Raw genomic sequence first — 18,122 nt, 5'->3', positions numbered from 1 at the left:
GGCCTGCCCGTTCGAGGCCTCCGGTGAACGTTGTCATGGCCGACTGGCCGGTCCTGCCCCGACGCTCCGGGGCAGAAGGGGACGGAATGCCGATCCCGAGTCTCAGGGCGCGTCCGCACGGGGCAGCCGCAGACAGTAGCCCACGCCGCGCACGGTGTGGATCAGCGGAGGGCCGGTGTGACCGGTCTTGCGGCGCAGGTTCTTGATGTACGTGTCGACGATGCGGGTGTCCCCGGCGAAGCCGTACTGCCACACCTCCTGGAGGATCTCCTGCTTCTCCAGGACCTTCTCCGGATGGGACACCAGGCACACCAGGAGCCGGAACTCGGTCGGGGACAGCTGCACGGGCTGTCCGGCACGGTGCACGGTGTGCCGGTCGCGGTCGACCCGCAGGTCCGCGTACCGCAGCGGGGGCCGCTCGGCCGGCGGCCGGGACGATCCGGCGGTGCGGCGCAGGATGGCGCGGATGCGCAGCAGGAGCTCCTGGACGTGGAAGGGCTTGGTGACGTAGTCGTCACCGCCGGAGCTGAGCCCGATGATGCGGTCCTCGATGTCGGTGCGGGCGGTGAGGAAGAGCACCGGGGTGTAGTCGCCGCGGGAACGGAGTTCGCGGGTCACGGCGAATCCGTCGGTGTCCGGAAGCGTTACGTCCAGCACGATCAGGTCCGGCCGGCAGCGGCCCGTCTCGCCGATGGCCTCCCGCCCGTCCGCCGCCGGGACGACGCTGTACCCGGCCGCGTTCAGGACCGAGGCGAGCAGGGTGCGGATGCTTGGATCGTCCTCGACGACCAGGACGGTGTGCCGGGCTGACTGCGCGCCCATGGAACGGATCACCTCGCGCGGTACGGACGGAACGCACGCCGGGCGAGGCGGCGCTGTGCGGTGCGCGAGAGCGTAGCGGCCGAACATGTGCGGACTCACAGGAACCGGATCCGCGGGTATGCCGGTGGGGCGCCCGGGCCCGGAAGGGGTCTTCCTGCCCGGGCACCCCACCGGTCAGCCGGTGACCTCCTTGTTCTTCGCCAGGGCCGTGGTCCGCGAGGTGACGGTGGTGCGCAAGGCGCCCACCACGGTGTCGACGTCCTTGGCGGGGACGCCTGCCAGCTCGGCCTGGGCCGCGAGGGCCTTCAGCGTCTTCGTGGCCTTGCCGGAGGCGTAGAACTTCTCGTACAGGTCCTGGTACGCCTTCTCGTAGACCGCGTCGAAGGCGTCGAGCCCGAGGAAGCGTTCCTTGAGCGCGTGCCCGGACATTCCGCCGCCGCGGCCCGCGGCGGGGGCGTCGCCGCCCTCGGCCGCGTCGGGGCCGCCCGCTCCGTCGGGCATGTCCGGCATGCCCTGAGGGGCTTCCCCGGTCTGCCCGCCCTGCTGCCCCGCCTGCTGTCCGGCCGGACGACCGCCGCCCATGCTCATCTCGTCGTCCGGCCCGGCGGTCGCGTCCCCGCTGAAGGTGAGGTTGTAGTCCCACCCCAGCACGGAGAACTTCTTGGTGTTCAGGTCGTACCCGAGCAGATAGTTCTTCCCCGGGCCCGCCATGTCGTCGAAGTTCATCAGCAGGTTCTGCGTCGCGACGTAATGGGCGAACGAGTCGACGTCGACGTACTGGTCGAGGTTCGCGGCGAACTCCTTGTCCGAGGAGTTCTCCACCCACTTGGTCAGCTTCATCACGGGTTCGAGGTCCTGGCTGCCGACCTTGTTCAGCTGGCGGAAGGACGTCTCGTACTTCGAGGGGTCGTCCCCCTGGTAGGCGAACGTGCCGCCGGCCCTGGCCTTGTACACCACCGACTCGCCCTCGACGGCCTCGGCGTACTCGGTGTCGGGGTTCTCGACCATCAGGCGCACGGCGGCCGGCCGGTTGTTGACCTTCAGGGTCGAGAAGCCGTACCGCTCGGCCGGCTCCCCGGTCCCGTCGATCAGCGAGAGCGCCAGCGCCTCGTTGACGGGCACCTGGGCGTTGGCGCCCGGACGGAGCGAGATCTCCCGCTCGCCCTGGTAGGCGCGTCCCTCGACGTACTCGTCGATCTTGATGAGCCAGGGGAGTTCCTCCGGCTTGTCGGCGGAGAGGTTGTACTGCGTCATTCCGCCGCCACCACCTCGCCCACCGGCAGCCGTCGGCCCGCCCGCCTCGTCCGCACCACCGGCAGCCGTCGGCCCGCCGGTCGCAGCCGGCCCACCGGCCGTAGCCGTACCGCTGGCCTGCGGGCCGCCCTGTCCACCACCGGCCGTAGCCGTACCGCCGGCCTGCGGGCCGCCCAGTCCGCCACCGGCGGCCTGTCCACCACCGGGCATTCCGCCACCACCGGGCATTCCGCCACCACCCGGCATTCCGCCACCGCCGGGCATTCCGCCGCCGTTGCCGCCCTGCAGGGACCGCAGCGTGGAGTTCCCCTTGAGCCGGATTCCGACGTCCTGGAGGTAGACCCCGTCGATGGTGAGGTCCGCCGGGATCGAGTCCTTGGTCCCGTCCTCCTTGAACTCCTTCATCATCTTGTCGAAGTCCCTCTGGTTGTACTCCAGTTGGATGGAGTGCCGCACCGCCGTGTCGTACAGCCCGACCGTGCCCCCGACGTCGTCGGTGATCGTGTCGGCCTCGACCCGGGAGGCGGAGGTCACGTACGGGGAGATGCGCGCGTCGCCGAACGCGTACAGCATCACCGCGAGCCCCGCGCACAGCGCCCCCGCCGGTTTCCAGTGGTGCCGCAGCCGTACGGGGACGCGGTCGCGCAGCCGTCGCCTTCGGGGCGTGCCGTCGCCGGGGCTCACAGGTCGGTCGTGTCGTAACCGGTCAGCACCGTCACCCGCTGTCCGGACGTGCGCTCCTGCAACGCGGTGACCAGGTCACCGGGCTCGGTGCCCTTCTTCATGCGGACCGTGTAGAACACCTCGTTCAACGCCCCGCCACGGATCGTCTCGGTGCTCACCAGCTCGAACTCGGTGGTGTACTTGATCAGGACGTCGCGTATGCCGGGGGTGTAGTCCTCGCCCGCCGGGACCTGGACCTTGACGACCTGGCGCTGGACGTTCAGGGCGAACCAGTCGAACTTGTGCATGATGACGACCACGACACAGATGACGACCGCGCCGACCGCGGCCAGCGTGTAGAAGCGGGCGCCGCAGGCCATGCCGATCGCCATGGCCAGGAAGATGAAGCCGACGTCCCGGGTCTCCTTGACCGCGTTACGGAACCTGACCACGGACAACGCGCCGACCAGCGAGAACGCCCGCGCGAGGTTGGACCCGACGACGAGCATGATCAGTGCGACGATCATGCCGACGATGACGAGGGTCTGGACGTAGGACTGGCTGTAGGACACGTTCCGGTGGGTGTACCGGTAGACGTAGCCGATCACCGTGCTCAGGACGAAGGACAGCACCATCGCCGCGACGACGTCGGTGACGCTGAACGTCCCGCTGAGTTCCTGCAGATCGAAATTCACTGTGCTCCTGCTTTCACCGGCGGCTCGTGCGCCGGCAGCTGCGTGTCGAGGGGGTCGGCGGGCGGCGGGAAGTCCGCCTCGTCGAGATGGAAGACGGACCGGGGCGCCAGGCCGAACGCCTCGATCGACTGGACGTACTTGGAGACCCGCACGAGGCTGAGATTGCGGCGTGCGGCCAGGTCGGTGATCCAGTGAGGGGTGCGCTCGTTGACCTTGATCTCCATCACCGACATGTGTGGCGGGATGGTGAAGCGGTTCTCCGGATTGGGCTGACCGAGGTGGAAGTCCCGGTCACGGCCCCGGATGCGCCGGTCGAAGGTCACGCGCAGGCCGGTGTCCGAGCCGCGCCCGACCAGAGCCTCGCGCTGGTAGCCGGTGATCGCGGTCGGCCGAAGATTCAGCCGTACCACCAGGTCGAGCACCTCGTGGATGAAGGCGCGCTCCTTGGGCGTGTGATCCACCAGCTCCCGCCCGTCGCAGAGTTGACGGGCCGTGCCGTACGGGAGGGTGATGCGGCGCTTCTGTGTGACCCGGTTGACGCGCTGCTTGATCTCGACGCACACCGGCGACGCGTCCGAGACGCCGTCCGGTTCGCCGTAGTGCCGGATGCGCAGCTTGCGGCGGAACTTGAGTCCTTCGATCTTCTCCCAGTAGAACCGCAGCTCCGGTGAGTCGTAGTAGAGGCTCCAGACGCCGTAGCCGCCGACCGGACTGTTCAGGTCACGGTCCATCCGCTCCGCGAGTTCGTCGCGGAGTTCTGCGGCCAGGTCCACGGGGACCAGGTACTTGAGCTCGTATCTGTTGAACGCGTGCAGTCTGCTCGCGACATGCAGCGGTGGGGGGTCCTCGTCGTCCTCGGGACGCCCCTGGGCGGGCTCCCGGAACGGAGCCATGTCGGGTTGCGACACCGCGCGCCTCCTTCGTCGTCCGTGCCGGACCGGCCGGCAGGCGTCACGCAACCAACGACGGATGAGGAGGCGATGAGAATCGCGGGTGTATTGCAGGAGCATTCAAGATGGCCGAAAGGTGAACACGGCCGGGTCTCGTCGGTGTGGACAGCACTGTCCCCGGGCGGCAGGTGCCGGCCCGGGGACAGTGGGGGAGAGGGAACGATCAGGCGAGCGAGGCGCTCAGCGTGATCGTCGTGCCCGTCAGCGCCTGGCTGACCGGGCAGTTCGCCTTGGCGTCCTCGGCCGCCTTGACGAAGCCCGCCTCGTCGAGACCCGGCACCTCGCCCTCGACGGTGAGGTGGATCCCGGTGATGCCGGTGCCGGGCTGGAAGGTGACCTCGGCCTGGGTGTTCAGCCGGGTCGGCGGGGTGCCGGCCGTGGCGAGACCGTTGGAGAGCGCCATCGAGAAGCAGCTGGAGTGGGCCGCGGCGATCAGCTCCTCCGGGCTGGTCTTGCCGTTCGCCTTCTCCGCGCGGGACGGCCAGGAGACCGGGTACTCCCCGATTCCGGAGGAGTCGAGGGTGACGACACCCTTGCCCTCGATCAGGTTGCCTTCCCAGACCGTGTGCGCCTGACGCGTGGTAGCCATGCTGGTTCCCTTCAAAGGAATGCGCGGTTGTACGGGGGTGGCGAGGCACTCCGTCGTGCCCGGCCGTTTGTTACGTCCCCGAACCTACTGCGCCACCAGCCCCTTTGCGTCACGCGCCAGCGCCGTCAGCCGGGAGATTGCCCGGAAGTACTTCTTCCGGTACCCGCCGTTCAGCATTTCCTCGCTGAACAGCCGGTCGAACGGCAGCCCGGACGCGAGTACCGGAACCTCCCGGTCGTACAAGCGGTCCGCGAGCACCACGAGCCGCAGCGCGGTCGACTGGTCCGGCACCGGCTGCACCTCGGTGAGGCACACCGCCCGGATGCCGTCCGTCAGGGCGCCGTACCGGCTCGGATGGACGCGGGCCAGATGGTCGAGCAGCGCGGGGAAGTCGTCCAGGCTGGCGCCCTCGGTCGCGTACGCCGCCTTGGTGACCTGTTCGTCGGAGTACGGCGGCGGGGCGTCGGGCAGGCCGCGGTGGCGGTAGTCCTGGCCGTCGATGCGCAGCGGGCGGAAGTGCGAGGACAGCCCCTGGATCTCCCGCAGGAAGTCGGCCGCGGCGAACCGGCCCTCGCCGAGCTTGCCCGGCAGTGTGTTGGAGGTCGCGGCGAGCGCCACCCCCGCCTCGACCAGCCGGCTCAGCAGCGAGGAGACCAGCACGGTGTCACCCGGGTCGTCGAGTTCGAACTCGTCGATGCACAGCAGCCGGTGCCCGCTCAGCGTCTTCACGGTCTGCTGGAAGCCCAGCGCGCCCACCAGGTTCGTCAGCTCCACGAAGGTGCCGAACGCCTTCAGCGAGGGCGCGGCGGGCGTGGCGTGCCAGAGCGAGGCGAGCAGATGGGTCTTGCCGACGCCGTAGCCGCCGTCGAGATAGACCCCGCGCGGGCCGCTCGGCGCGGCGGCCTTCTTGCCGAACCACTTGCGCTTGCCGGCGCCCGTCGCGTGCGCTCCGCCGAGCCCGGCGGCGAAGTCGGAGAGGACCTTGACGGCCTCGATCTGGCTCGGCTGGTCGGGGTCGGGGACGTACGTATCGAAACGCACCGAGTCGAAGCGCGGCGGCGGCACCATCTCGGCGACCAGACGGTCGGCAGGGACATGCGGCTCAAGGGCGCACAGGGACAGCGGGGCCGTTTCGGCTATGGGGCTGGACCCCGGCACGGCGGTGGAGGAGGACACAACTCCCCAGCTTAGGCCGTGCCAGACTGCCGGACATGCGACGCCTGTTCCCTGTGACCGACCTGACAGCGGCCGACGACCGAGGCGAGTGGAGCCTGGACGCCCTCGCCGACGCCTACGCCTATCCCGAGACCGAGGGGTCCTGGCTGCGCGCCAACATGGTGTCGACCCTCGACGGCGCCGCCCAGCACGACGGCCGCTCGCAGCCGATCTCCTGCGAGAGCGACATGCGGATCTTCGGCACCCTGCGGGGCCTGGCCGACGTGGTGATCGCGGGTGCGGAGACGGTACGGCTGGAGGGCTACCGCCCCGCCAGGGCCCGGGAGGCCTTCGCGGCACGCCGGGAGGCCGCCGGGCAGGGGCCCGCGCCCGCGGTCGCCGTGGTCAGCGGCAGCCTGGACCTGGACTTCTCGCTGCCGCTCTTCGTCTCGCCGCTGGTCCCGACGCTCGTGCTCACCGGTGCGGGCGCGCCGCCCGACCGGATCGAGGCGGCCCGGAAGGCGGGCGCCGAGGTGGTGATCGCGGGGGAGGGCTCCCGGGTGGATCCGGCGCGCGCCGTGCGGGAGCTGGCCGACCGCGGACACCAGCGGCTGCTGACGGAGGGCGGCCCCCGGCTGCTCGGCCAGTTCGTCGCGGCGGGCGTGCTGGACGAGATGTGCCTGACCCTGTCGCCGATGCTCACGGCCGGCGATGCGCAGCGGATCGCGGGCGGCCCGTCGGTGGCCGTGCCGGAACGATTCGCCCTGGCTTCGCTGCTGGAGGAGGCCGGGTTCCTCTTCTCTCGGTACCGTCGGATCTGACAATCAGCGGAATATTCCGTTCCGGTTAGCGTTCGGTGGGCAGAATGGATCTCGCAGACCCCGTGCGAGCACGGGGAAGGATGGTTTCAGCAGTGATCGACGACGGTCACTGAAGCAGAAGGGCCCTGTGGTGTTCACCAGCGTTTTGATGATCGAGAAGCCCCTCACTTCCGAGGACGTCGAGTTCGTCACCACCCTGCACGGGGAGGAGCAGATCTCCTTCGTCGTACTCATGCAGCCGCGCGGGGACCAGGCGGATGTGCTGTTGCGGGCCATCGACGACCTGGCGATGGGCGAACTGAAGGAAGCGGCCCGGGAGAGCGAGGAGCCGGAGGGCAAGAACGCCAGACAGTCCGCCGAACTCGCACTCGAAGTGTCCCTGGAGGCCCTGCGCCAGGCGGGCTCGGAAGCCGTCGGACAGGTGATCGAGAACCACCCCCTGGACAAGCTCAAGTCCGTCGTCGACGAGGCGGAGGCCGACGAGGTCATCGTCCTGACGGCCCCGCACTACGTGGAGGAGTTCTTCCACCGGGACTGGGCGTCCCGTGCCCGTCACAAGGTCGGCGTACCGGTGCTCAAGCTCTTCGCGCACAGCGAATAGGCTGGGAGCCCTTACCCGCACCACCCTGGGAGACACACGCATGGCACCCGGTATTCCTGCCGCCATGGAACGGCCGCACTTCATCGGCATCGGCGGCGCCGGAATGTCGGGCATCGCGAAGATCCTCACCCGGCGCGGTGCGAAGGTCGCGGGCAGCGACTCCAAGGAGTCCGCCACGGCCGAGGCACTGCGCGCGCTGGGGGCGACCGTCCACATCGGACACGCCGCCGGTCACCTGGCCGACGACGCCACGTGCGTGGTCGTCTCCAGCGCCATCCGCGACGACAACCCGGAGCTGGTGCGCGCCGGGGAGCTCTCGATCCCCGTCGTGCACCGCTCCGACGCCCTCGCCTCCCTGATGCAGGGGCTGCGCTCCATCGCCGTCGCCGGCACCCACGGCAAGACGACCACCACCTCGATGCTGGCCGTCGCCCTCACCGAGCTGGGCCTCGACCCCTCGTACGCGATCGGCGGCGACCTCGCCGGACCCGGCACCAACGCCACCCACGGCGAGGGCGCGATCTTCGTCGCCGAGGCGGACGAGAGCGACCGGAGCTTCCAGAAGTACGACCCCGAGGTCGCGATCGTCCTCAACGTCGAGCTCGACCACCACGCGAACTACGCCTCGATGGACGAGATCTACGACTCCTTCGAGACCTTCGCCGGCAAGATCGTCCCCGACGGCACCCTGGTGATCTCCGCCGACCAGTCCGGCGCCGTCGAGCTGACCCGCCGGGTGCGCGACCTGTCCGCGCTCAAGGTCGTCACCTACGGCGAGTCCGAGACCGCGGACGTACGCGTCCACAAGATCACCCCGCGCGGTCTGACCAGTGAGGTCACGGTCGTCCTGAACGGGAAGTACCTCACCTTCACCGTCTCCGTCCCCGGCCGCCACTACGCGCTGAACGCGGTGGCCGCCCTCGCCGCGGGCGTCGCCCTCGGCATTCCCGCCCACAACCTGGCCTCGGCCCTCGGCAAGTACACCGGGGTCAAGCGCCGCCTCCAGCTCAAGGGCGAGGCGGCCGGCGTCCAGGTCATCGACAGCTACGCCCACCACCCCACCGAGATGACGGCCGACCTCGAAGCGATGCGCGGCGCCGCCACCGACGCCCGCATCCTGGTCGTCTTCCAGCCCCACCTCTTCTCCCGCACCCAGGAGCTCGGCACCGAGATGGGACAGGCCCTCGCGCTGGCCGACGCCTCCGTGGTCCTCGACATCTACCCGGCCCGCGAGGACCCGATCCCCGGCATCACCAGCACCCTGATCATCGACGCCGCGAAGGCCGCAGGCGCCGACGTCACCGCCGTGCACGACAAGGCGACGGTCCCCGAGGTCATCGCGGGAATGGCGAAGCCCGGCGACCTCGTTCTCACCATGGGGGCGGGCGATGTCACGGACCTCGGCCCGCAGATCCTGGACCACCTGTCGAGCTGAGGGAGCCACCGTGCCGTACGACATCGAGAAGCCGGACGAGCAGTGGCGGGAGGAGCTGTCCCCCGCCGAGTACGCCGTCCTGCGCAAGGCCGGCACCGAGCCGGCCTTCGTCGGCGAGTACACCGACACCAAGACCACGGGCGTCTACTCCTGCCGCGCCTGTGACGCGGAGCTGTTCCGCTCCGACACCAAGTTCGAGTCGCACTGCGGCTGGCCGTCCTTCTTCGACCCGAAGGACACGGACGCGGTCGAGCTGATCCAGGACCGCAGCCACGGCATGGTCCGCACCGAGGTCCGGTGCGCCCGCTGCGGCTCGCACCTGGGCCACGTCTTCGAGGGCGAGGGCTACCCGACCCCGACGGACCAGCGGTACTGCATCAACTCGATCTCACTGCGGCTGACGCCGGACGCCTGAGAACCGGACCGAAGAGGACTGACGCGACGCGTCAGTCCTCTTCCGGCGTCTCGGGCTTCAGCAGCGGGTGCACCACACCGGGGAAGACCCGGGCCCGCACGACCGACTCGGCCGAGCCGCCCTGGATCACGGTCTCCGCGACACCCCAGGGCCGGCCGGGCAGCTGGACGATCAGCGTGTACGAGGCGGAGCAGCCGGTGCACTCGTAGCGGTCCACCCAGGTCTCGACCTCGGTGGCGCTCCCCGGGTACCGCGCCACGTGCCGGTGCAGCGCGTGGCAGCGCTCGCAGCGCTCGCCCGGCTCGCACGTGCCCCCGCAGGGGCACGGCACGTCGAGGGATTCGGCCGCGCGCCAGCGCTGCGTGAGGACGGCGTCACGCGTGGCGCCCATGTCCTTCATCGCCTTGAGGTTGCGGGCGGCCACGTTGTACGACTCACCGGTCGCCGCCATCCGGTCGCGGATCACGTCCTTGCGCCCACGGTTCGTCGTCATCTGTTGTTCCTCCTGGGGTTCACGCAGCCCGCCAGGAGCCCACGAGATCGTTGTGCCCCAAAGGTACCCGGCGCAGCGCGCCCCCGACGACTCGCGCGGTCATCCCCGGCGCACCCGGCCCGCGATCCGCCGGCCGATGCGCCCCAAGGTGCCCCGGCCCCGACGGTTCCATTCATGGAAGGCGTCCGCCCGGCCGCTGCTGCCCGAGCGTCCCACGGCCTCCTCCACCGCCGCGACGTCGTCGGCGGAGAGCGTGCGCACGGCCGGGCGCAGCACCTCCTCCAGCAGGGCGTCAGCGGTCCGGCTCCACTCCTCACCCGCGTGCGGATGCGCGGTCCAGACGGCGAAGCAGTCCGCGGCGTAGGCCGGTTCCGCCCTCAGGCGGGAGCGGACACCGTCGCCGCGTGCGGCCCGGTCGTACGCGGCGACGAGATCGGGGTCGTTGCTGTGCACGAGGGCGTACAGCTCGGCCTCCGGCCGGTCCGGCGCGAGCAGCCGTTCGGCGAGCGCGCCGAACGCATGGCCGAGCACCTCCGGTTCCACCGGCTCGGCGCCCCTGCGCAGCGCGCGGACCCGCTCCGCCCACTCTGGTGCCGCCGCGTCCGACCGGATCTCGCGGGCGAACTCCAGAAGCAGCAGCGCCCCGCGCTCCCGGCCGCCGATGTCCTGCGGGAAGCCCCGCAGCAGGTCATGGGCGAGCTCCGGCGCCTCCTCGTCGGTGGCGGGGGCGCCGAGCGCCGCGGCCACCAGGTGCGACCAGGTGCCGGCCGTCCGGTGGGCGTCCGACGTGGCCGCCTCCAGCAGCAGCCGGCCCTCGCCCGCCGTCACCGTGCCGTCCTCCCACACAAGGCCCACGGCCGTCCGCAGCACCAGCGGCTCCGCGAACGGCGACATTCCGGCGGCCCGGAGCACCCGGTGCACCGCGCCCACCCGGTCCGCTCCGCAGCCGGCCTTGGCCTCCGGCGCCTCGGCGCACATCCGCAGATGCGGCAGCGACTGGGTGCCGGTGAACGGCAGTGGCACCCGCCCCAGCAGCCGCTCGACCCCCGACGGGTCCTGCGGTGCGATCCGGTCCAGCGCACCGAGCAGCGCCGTACGGACGTCGAACTGCTCGTCCATCAGCTCCAGCAGCGCGGGCGCCCAGCCCGGCTCGCCGTCCCCGGGCTCCAGCAGGGCGGGCGCGAGCCGGCGGACGACCGAGGGCAGCAGGTCCTCGCAGTCCACGCCGAGCAGCCGGGCCACCCGCAGCAGCTGCACCGTCCTGGCCACGTCGAGACCGGCGCCCGCACCGCTCAGCTCGGTCAGGATCTCCGGGCCGAGCACCGAGGCGACGGCCGCGCCCTCGGGACCGCTGAAGGCGGTGCGGCCGGGCAGCTCCACGGAGCCGTTTCCGCCCCGGACCGCTTCCGTGACCAGCATCGCGGCCAGTGGGGTCGTGGTCGTCGCGGGGGAGCGGCCGTCGAGCGCGGCAAAGAGCCGTCCCGCGGCGTCGAACTCGGGGCCGGTCCGGTCGTCGACCCCGGGCTCGGTCAGTGCGTCGACGAGCTGCCGGGTGCGCTTCGCGTCCAGCGCGTAGGGCCGTTCGGCGGCCCAGCCGGCAGCGGCGGCCCGTCCGGTCGTCCCCAGCGCGATGCCCGCGCACAGAGCGGTCACGGCCACCGGCCCGGCGGCGAACGGCTCCCCGGGCAGCTCTGCGGCCTCCCGGAACAGCTCCGGCGTGCGGCTCCGCCAGATCCGGGCAGCAGTCTCGGCCCAGGCATCGGGCACGGAACCTTCCGGGCGCGGGCCGGTGCAGGTGTGGACGCGGAAACCGGGGGCCGTCAGCTCGTGCGCGTCCTGCGGCAGCACCCCGACGATCTGCTGCGGGGCGCGCTGCGGGTGGCGGGTGTACGTGGTGAAGGTCAGCCGTTCGGCGAGATCGTCGGGCAGCGCGACGCAGGCCAGTGCGATCCACCGGGCCACGTCCGCGCTCTGCCGCTCGACGAGCACGACCCGGCCGGCGTCGTCCTGCTCGTACAGCCGGCGAAGATCGGCCAGGACGCCGGCGAGCCAGGGGCCCCGGGAGACGGCGAAGTCGTTGAGCCCCTCACGGTCCCGGGCGTGGCCGGTGGCGGGCAGGGCGGCGAGCGGACCGGGCAGCGTTCGGTCCGGCGTCGTGGCGGCCCAGCGGGCGGACCGGCAGGCGGCGATCGGGAGCGCGCCGCCCGGCAGCCGGGTGCCGGGCGGGAGATGGACCGCGTGCGCGTGGAAGCCCACGGCGGAGGTCGGTGCGGGCTGCACCGCCACGGTCCGGGCCAGCAGATGACTGCCGTCGGAGAGCACGCTGAAGCTGAACGCCTCGGGCAGGGCGCGCAGTGCGGCGTCCGCGAGCCGGGGCGCGGTACCGGAGGGTGTCTCGTACGCCAGGAGCGGGCCGGCCTCGGTGAGCACGGACGCGGGTATCGCGGCGTCAACTGCGGTGAAACGGGCCGGTATCGGTTCGGCCTCGCCGGTTCCGGGACCGTCCCCGCCGGTTGCGGAGGTGTAGTGCAACTGCGCGAGGCTCATGCGTCGGCTCTCTTCGTCCCTGCCGTGGAGGTCCCCTTGCCACCCGCACCCGCCGTCCCGTGGTGGCAGCGCCGTCCCGGCAGAGCGACGACCCCGGCGGGGAGTGTTCCGCAGTCGCTGGGGCGACGCTATCAAGGACTGGGGTCCCCCGAGGTCGCGAAGACGGGGCCGGGGCCCACAGCCCCGGCCCCGCAAACGGGCGCCGGATCAGTCCGTCGTGCGTAGGCCCGGAGCTGTCGGCGCGGGGATGTCGTCCATCCCCTTGTCGGCCGAGACCGTGCCCTCGACGGTGACCTTCACGGACATCCTGGGCGGATACGACTACATGGTGGCGTCCCTGGACGACGGCTCGGCCATCAGCTGGGGCGACAACGCCACCTTCCCAGCTCGGTGACGGCACGGTGACGCCGTCGGCCAAGCCTGTGCAGGTACCCCCGCCCGGCAGCGGCATCGCCCATGTCGCGACCGTAAAGGCGGGCCGGTCCACCTTCGTGTACTGAGTCCGGTCGCGTACTGGATCCGATCCCCAACCTGCCCGGCACCGGTCGGTCCCGGTGCCGGGCGGCACGTGTCCGGCCATGCACGACTGTTCGCCGGCGAACGCTCAACTCCCCTGCAACAGCACTGCTATGCCGCCAACAGGCCGCTCGTCCCGGTACTGGGCGATCTGGAAGGGGACGAAGGTCCCACTCCCCACCTCGTCGGTCACGACAATCAGCAGCTCCATCTCGCGCTGCTCCCGCGGGCCGAGCGTCAGCGTAAGAGTCAGTGCGTCCTGGCCCTGCACCTCCTCCGCGCCGCCGGCCGTGCTGGTCAGGGAAAGCCATGCCGAAGCAGGCGTCGGCCGGAGCCGATCATCGGTGGGCAGATTGCCCCACAACTCCCGTGGCATGGGCCGCACATCGATCTGATACGTGGCTTCCCGATCCAGCGGGTTCGTCGCCAGAAACGCGAACGGCTGAGGCGGCGAGGCAGGCATGGCGGTCAGGTTGTGCTGCGCCCAGTGCCTGTCGTTGACGGGATCTGCCAGCCCTCCGGCGGCCACGTTGTCCAGCGGATGCCAGACCTTGGCCAGCAGGCATATGTGGTTCCCCGAGCTTGCGGGAATTCTCGCGGTGACGGGAGAGGTTTCCGACCGGCCGCCATGAGGAGGAACTTCGACCGGCGAGAATCCGATGAACTTGGACGGGTCGGGGATGACGGGACCACTCACCGGCTTGGACCACCACACTCCGACGTAGGCCAGCGAAGCGCTGTTCCCGCCCTGCCAGTTTCCGACGGACACCTGGACAGTCAGTTCCTCTCCGGGCCGGAACGGCGTCAACGGCTGGATGCCGGAGCACAGATACCAGCAGACATCACTGGGCACGGGCCGCTCGCCGATGTCCTCTTCCCCGAGGGGCAGGGTGGGCGGCGGGTAGCTGTAGATGTACAGGAACGGTCGGTCGTTGCCCTCGCCCTGTGGCTGCTGATTGCCGTGCGGCTGCTGATCGCGGCCTTGATCCACGTCCATGGCTCTCGGTCCTTACTGGTCCGGGTAGGCGAGAATGTCCACGCCCACCGGGTCGTCGTCGATGGAGCCGACGGTGGACCAGCACGGATGGGCCACACCCCGATCCGCGTCGAGGTCAAGGTTCTTGACGCCGGGCGAGCCGTCGGCGATCTCTTCCCACCTCTGCACGCAGTCGGGGACCGCGACAGCGAGGAATCGTCCTGGATTGGCGCCGACGGGGACGGGTGCGGCGAAATCCACCGGGTTCTCGAGCTCGGTCTGCGGATACCGGTAGAACGTGTGGACGTCGTCGAGTTCAGGGCGATGCGGCTGCACGGTATCGTTTGGGACCGTGAGGAACTGACGGTAGAGAGGGAATTCGAGGCGCCCCTCCGGGTAGATGAGTCCGCACCCGGAAAGGAAGGCGCTCGCCTTGCCCAGGGCCTCCCACAGGCGCACCTGCAGGTCGAACAACTGGGAGACGAGTTCATCGATCTGGGGAACTCCCGCTGCTGCGGTGAAACCGCTCGCGGTGAGAGGCTGGTTCTGTGCGGCCAGCGCATCCTTCTCTTCCTGGGTGAGATCGATGGTGAATGCGTTTCTCCAGTTCTCCGCAACGTGCTTTTCCCAGAAGGTGCAGGATTTCCCTTCGGCCCATTCTCCCCAGCAAGGGCCTCCCAGCAGGCCGGCGAAGGCGAGGAACGCCAGCACGGCGAGGCAGAAACTTCCGCAGGCGCTCTCGCTGTCGGCCGTGCTGTCCGTCGCGGTGGGCGGCTGCTTCTGACCGCCGCCGAACCCGGGGCCACCGGAGTACGTGGTCGGCTTCACGCCGGGCCCGTGGGCGTACGGCGGAGTGGCTGTTTCCGGTGTGGTGGGCGACTGCGGCGGATGCGCGGGATCGGAGAACATCTTCGTGATGAACTGAGGCGCAGGCAGTGCCGGTGTCGGCGGCTGAGCGAACGTGTCGAGCAGTTCCAGCTGCGTGATCAGGCGCTCGTACCCTTGCCCCAGGTCAGGCACTGCGGCCAGCTGCGACAGGTCGTACGTCGCCTCAAGCGTCCGGGTGATGAAGTCGACCGCCTCACCGGGCAGCGTCCTGTCCGGGACGCCGGTGAAGCGGAGGGACTCCGCTATCCCGCGACAGCTTCTGACGTCCGGGTATCGTTCGGCGAACCATGACCCGACCGCGTTCCGGGCTATGCGGTCCCGGAACCGGTGGGAACGGCGAGGTCCGCCGACGACCTGCGTGAGGTACGTCGATCCCTGGGCGTTCGTCGAGTAGCCGGACAGGATTCCGAACGCCATGGCGCGAGTCTCCGCCGTACCGGCCTCGCTGAATGCGGCACGTGCGAGCGCATCGGTTCTGCGGGCCAGGAAGACGTCCCCCCAGCTCCACTGGGACAGGGGTTCATCCTGTTGCCGTGGATGTCGCGGAATGTGAGTCATTTTCCGCAGCCTCTTTCCGAGGCTGTCCATCTCGGTAAACGTTTCCTTCGCGTTGTTCATGAGGTGGCGGAAGCTCGATGTGGCATCGCAGAACCTCGATGCGGAACCTGGGTTCGACGGATCGACCAGGGCGGACTCGATCTCACTGCGAATTCTGCCGACCTCGGTATAGAGATCGACACCTTCCGTCCACATCTTCGATGCTTCCGCGAGCAGTTCGATCTCCGCACCGTCCGAGGCCGCGTGGTACAGCACGTGGTCGAGCAGGGAGCCCAGCCGTGCGTAGGCGCGGTGGTCGGCGCAGTCGGCCACGAGCTGATCCCGGGCCGCCCCGAGCCGGGGGTGAACGGGCGCGGCAGCCAGCGTGTCGATCTGATGGGACAGTGCGACGACATGGGTGCGGGCGTCAATCATGACGCGTATCCCCTTCGGGTGTCGGTGATGACTTCCCCCGACAGAACTCTGGAGTGCCCCGACAGAACTCTGGAACGGATCTGCTGCCGGCACCGGTGTCGGCACATTCGCGCAGTCCTTGCACCTGGCCGGGCCCTCGACCCCGCATTGCGGGATTCCCGAACGGCCTTTGCCACCAGCATCGCGCCGATTCATCCATGCGGCAACTCAGTCGAGGAGCGACTCCGGGGCGAGTTGGCGGAGTTCGTGGGCTGCCCGCGCGTCCCGGGCCGCCGGCCGCGAGGGGGACGAATCCGCAGCCGGGAAGCGGAATATACGAGGTACCTGCCACGATGTACCGGCTGTCTGTCAGTACGACGAACAACGATGGCCGCGGTGTGGACCGCAGCCCGTCGCCGGGAGGGGAGCAGGAGCATATGAGTCTTCGTCAGTTCGAGTACGCGCTGGCTGTGGCCGAGGAGGGCTCGGTGACGGCTGCGGCGGAGCGGCTGCACGTGGCTCAGCCGTCGGTGTCCCAGCAGATCCGCAACCTGGAGCGGGAACTCGGCGTGGAACTGTTCGCCCGCACTCCGACCGGGCTCGTGGCCACCGTGGTCGGCCGCGCGTTCCTGCGGGAGGCGGAGGTCGCGGTGAGCGCGGCGCGGAAGGCGAGGGCGACGGCGCGGGCCGGTGCCGACGAGCTGGTGGGCGAGCTGGTGGTCGCGGCGCAGATGGGCTTCGGTACGCGGCAGTTGCCGGGCGCGCTGGACGCGCTGCGCCGCCGCTTCCCGCAGCTGGAGGTGACCGTCTTCGAGGAGCCGAGCTCCGCGGAGCTGGAGCGGTTGTGCCGCCGGGGCGTGCTGGACCTGGCCCTGATGGCGGCGTGCGAGCGGAGCCCCGCCGACGCCCACCACCTCGGCGACGAGGAGTTCGTCGTGGTGCTCGGACCCGGCGACCGGCGGCTTGCCGCGGACCGGGTCGACCTGCGTGAGCTGGACGGGGAGGCGTGGGTGAGGTTCGACCGCGACAGTGCGATCGACGGCGTACTGCTGGGTGTGTTGCGGGACAACGACCTGACCCCGGCCACGGCCGCCCGCGTGACGCAGATCGCGACGGCCGTGCGCTGGGCCGCCCATGGCCTGGGCGTGACGCTCGTCCCGGCCTCCGCGGTGCCCCACGGTTACGAGCACCTTGTCCGCCCGGTGTTCCCGGCCGTCTCGCAGCCCGTCATCGCCGTGCTCCGACAGGACGCGGGCCCGGGGGAGACGGCCCTGCTCGACCTTCTGCGCCGGGAGACCCGGACCGAGTCGCCTCAGACCCAGCCCCGCTCCCGTGCCTCCACTCCGGCCTGAAACCGCGTCACCGCATTCAGCTTCCGCATCAACGCCGCGACCCGACGCGTCGCCGTACGCACGCTGACTCCCAACTGCCGTGCGATCGCTTGGTCCTTGAACCCGGCATGCAGTAACCGCACCAGCATCAACTCCTCCTCGCTGGGACCCTCCACCACGCCGAGCCCTTCGGAAAGCAGGGGCTCGGCCCGCTCCCAGTAGGCCTCGAACAACTCGATCAGACCGTCCAGCAGGCCCGACGGATGCACCAGCACGATCGAGTCCTTGCTCCCTCCCGCCAACGGCACCACCGCGACCCGCCGGTCCACGATCCGCGCCTTGAACGGAAGGTGCGGCAACAGGCGTGACTGCTCCCCGAGCGCCGCCAGGTTCAGAATCGACTCCAGCCGCCCGGGCGGCTCGATCGACTCCAGGCAGTACACGCCCCGGATGTCCACGCCACGCTCCCGCCACTCCCTCGTCGTCGACGTCTCCCGCTCGTTGTGGTGCGGCTCTCCCACCGGCTCCAGATACGGCGGTTTGTCCAGCGTCCACAGATGCGTCGTGACGGACCGGCTCAACTCCTCGATCTTTCGGGCCATCACCTCCTGACCCGTCAGCACTTCCACCAGGGCACCCGGGTCCGACCGCAACTGCCCGGCCCGGTGCAGGCGATGCAGTTCGGCGAACTCCGTCTCCACCCCGGCGAACACCGTCTCCGTCTCCGACCGGCGGAGGTGCAGCAACGCCGACAAGGCCGAGTGCGGACTCACCGCCTCCCACTGGCCCCGCCCCACCCGCCGCACCAGCCCCAGAGCGGCGAGGCGCTTCAACGCCTGTCCGGTACGCGCCGCTCCGGCCCCCACGCTCTCCGCGAGATCACGCACCGCGACCTGTGGCCCCGTCAGAACCACGCGGTACACGACCTCGTCGAACGTGCTCACGCCCACTGCTTCCAGCAAGATCAGCCTCCCCTGCCCCACGTGTCGGGCCGCCCGGACAGATACGGGCAGTGCAGGT

General features: G+C 70.3%; 17 protein-coding genes. 6 read left to right on the top strand and 11 right to left on the bottom strand.

Annotated features, from left to right (window positions below; translation table 11 throughout):
* Positions 1-102: 102 nt before the first annotated feature.
* The 6 genes from OG912_RS04535 to zapE all read right to left on the bottom strand — a co-directional run bounded on the left by OG912_RS04535 (position 103) and on the right by zapE (position 6,149).
* Entirely contained in the window at positions 103-822 is a 720-nt protein-coding gene (locus OG912_RS04535; protein WP_327708285.1) for a response regulator transcription factor, read from the bottom strand.
* Between the two features lie 174 nt (positions 823-996).
* A complete protein-coding gene (locus tag OG912_RS04530) occupies positions 997-2,760 on the bottom strand; it encodes a CotH kinase family protein (RefSeq protein ID WP_327708284.1) in 1,764 nt (587 codons plus the stop codon).
* Entirely contained in the window at positions 2,757-3,434 is a 678-nt protein-coding gene (locus OG912_RS04525; RefSeq protein WP_147969506.1) for a DUF4956 domain-containing protein, read from the bottom strand. Before OG912_RS04525 ends, OG912_RS04530 begins: the two co-directional genes overlap by 4 nt.
* Positions 3,431-4,327 carry a polyphosphate polymerase domain-containing protein gene (locus OG912_RS04520; RefSeq protein ID WP_327713337.1) on the bottom strand — a complete coding sequence of 299 codons (897 nt, stop codon included), beginning with the start codon at positions 4,325-4,327 and terminating at the stop codon, positions 3,431-3,433. The genes OG912_RS04525 and OG912_RS04520 overlap by 4 nt, the downstream gene beginning before the upstream one ends.
* 220 nt (positions 4,328-4,547) lie before the next feature.
* Complete coding sequence (locus OG912_RS04515; protein WP_073734893.1) at positions 4,548-4,973, bottom strand: OsmC family protein; 426 nt, start codon at positions 4,971-4,973, stop codon at positions 4,548-4,550.
* Between the two features lie 84 nt (positions 4,974-5,057).
* Positions 5,058-6,149, bottom strand: a complete 1,092-nt coding sequence (zapE, locus tag OG912_RS04510; protein WP_327708283.1) for a cell division protein ZapE — start codon at positions 6,147-6,149, stop codon at positions 5,058-5,060.
* A gap of 35 nt (positions 6,150-6,184) precedes the next feature.
* Between zapE and OG912_RS04505 the strand changes: the two genes are divergently transcribed.
* From OG912_RS04505 to msrB, 4 genes are all read left to right on the top strand, one after another.
* Positions 6,185-6,949 (top strand): pyrimidine reductase family protein, encoded by a 765-nt coding sequence (locus OG912_RS04505; protein WP_327708282.1) that lies wholly within the window; start codon positions 6,185-6,187, stop codon positions 6,947-6,949.
* 148 nt (positions 6,950-7,097) lie between these two features.
* Complete coding sequence (locus tag OG912_RS04500; RefSeq protein ID WP_326739533.1) at positions 7,098-7,550, top strand: indole-3-glycerol phosphate synthase; 453 nt, start codon at positions 7,098-7,100, stop codon at positions 7,548-7,550.
* Positions 7,551-7,590: 40 nt separating this feature from the next.
* Positions 7,591-8,985: a UDP-N-acetylmuramate--L-alanine ligase gene (gene murC, locus OG912_RS04495; protein WP_327708281.1), complete on the top strand. Its 1,395-nt coding sequence runs from the start codon at positions 7,591-7,593 to the stop codon at positions 8,983-8,985.
* 10 nt (positions 8,986-8,995) lie between these two features.
* A complete protein-coding gene (gene msrB, locus OG912_RS04490) occupies positions 8,996-9,400 on the top strand; it encodes a peptide-methionine (R)-S-oxide reductase MsrB (RefSeq protein WP_327708280.1) in 405 nt (134 codons plus the stop codon).
* 31 nt (positions 9,401-9,431) lie between these two features.
* Here the strand turns inward: msrB and OG912_RS04485 are convergent, their stop codons facing one another.
* A complete protein-coding gene (locus tag OG912_RS04485; RefSeq protein ID WP_327708279.1) occupies positions 9,432-9,893 on the bottom strand; it encodes a hypothetical protein in 462 nt (153 codons plus the stop codon).
* A gap of 99 nt (positions 9,894-9,992) precedes the next feature.
* Positions 9,993-12,440, bottom strand: coding sequence for a GTPase-associated protein 1-related protein (locus tag OG912_RS04480; protein ID WP_327708278.1), 2,448 nt, complete (start codon positions 12,438-12,440; stop codon positions 9,993-9,995).
* Positions 12,441-12,687: 247 nt separating this feature from the next.
* Here OG912_RS04480 and OG912_RS04475 point away from each other — a divergent pair, with 247 nt between their 5' ends.
* On the top strand, positions 12,688-12,834 hold the full coding sequence (locus tag OG912_RS04475; RefSeq protein ID WP_327708277.1) for a hypothetical protein: 147 nt from the start codon (positions 12,688-12,690) through the stop codon (positions 12,832-12,834).
* Positions 12,835-13,044: 210 nt separating this feature from the next.
* Here the strand turns inward: OG912_RS04475 and OG912_RS04470 are convergent, their stop codons facing one another.
* Entirely contained in the window at positions 13,045-13,947 is a 903-nt protein-coding gene (locus tag OG912_RS04470; protein WP_327708276.1) for a hypothetical protein, read from the bottom strand.
* An 18-nt stretch (positions 13,948-13,965) separates the two neighbouring features.
* On the bottom strand, positions 13,966-15,690 hold the full coding sequence (locus tag OG912_RS04465) for a hypothetical protein (RefSeq protein WP_327708275.1): 1,725 nt from the start codon (positions 15,688-15,690) through the stop codon (positions 13,966-13,968).
* 518 nt (positions 15,691-16,208) lie between these two features.
* On the opposite strand from OG912_RS04465, the gene OG912_RS04460 reads away from it, so the two are divergent.
* Positions 16,209-17,123, top strand: a complete 915-nt coding sequence (locus tag OG912_RS04460; protein ID WP_327708274.1) for a LysR family transcriptional regulator — start codon at positions 16,209-16,211, stop codon at positions 17,121-17,123.
* On the opposite strand, the gene OG912_RS04455 is transcribed toward OG912_RS04460, so the two are convergent.
* Positions 17,084-18,046, bottom strand: coding sequence for a helix-turn-helix transcriptional regulator (locus OG912_RS04455; RefSeq protein ID WP_327708273.1), 963 nt, complete (start codon positions 18,044-18,046; stop codon positions 17,084-17,086). The genes OG912_RS04460 and OG912_RS04455 overlap by 40 nt on opposite strands.
* Positions 18,047-18,122 lie beyond the last annotated feature (76 nt).

The organism is Streptomyces sp. NBC_00464, from assembly GCF_036013915.1.
In the GTDB taxonomy this organism is placed as follows: domain Bacteria; phylum Actinomycetota; class Actinomycetes; order Streptomycetales; family Streptomycetaceae; genus Streptomyces.
Note: the sequence above shows the minus strand (reverse complement) of the source record. Positions and strands in the feature narration are given on the sequence as shown.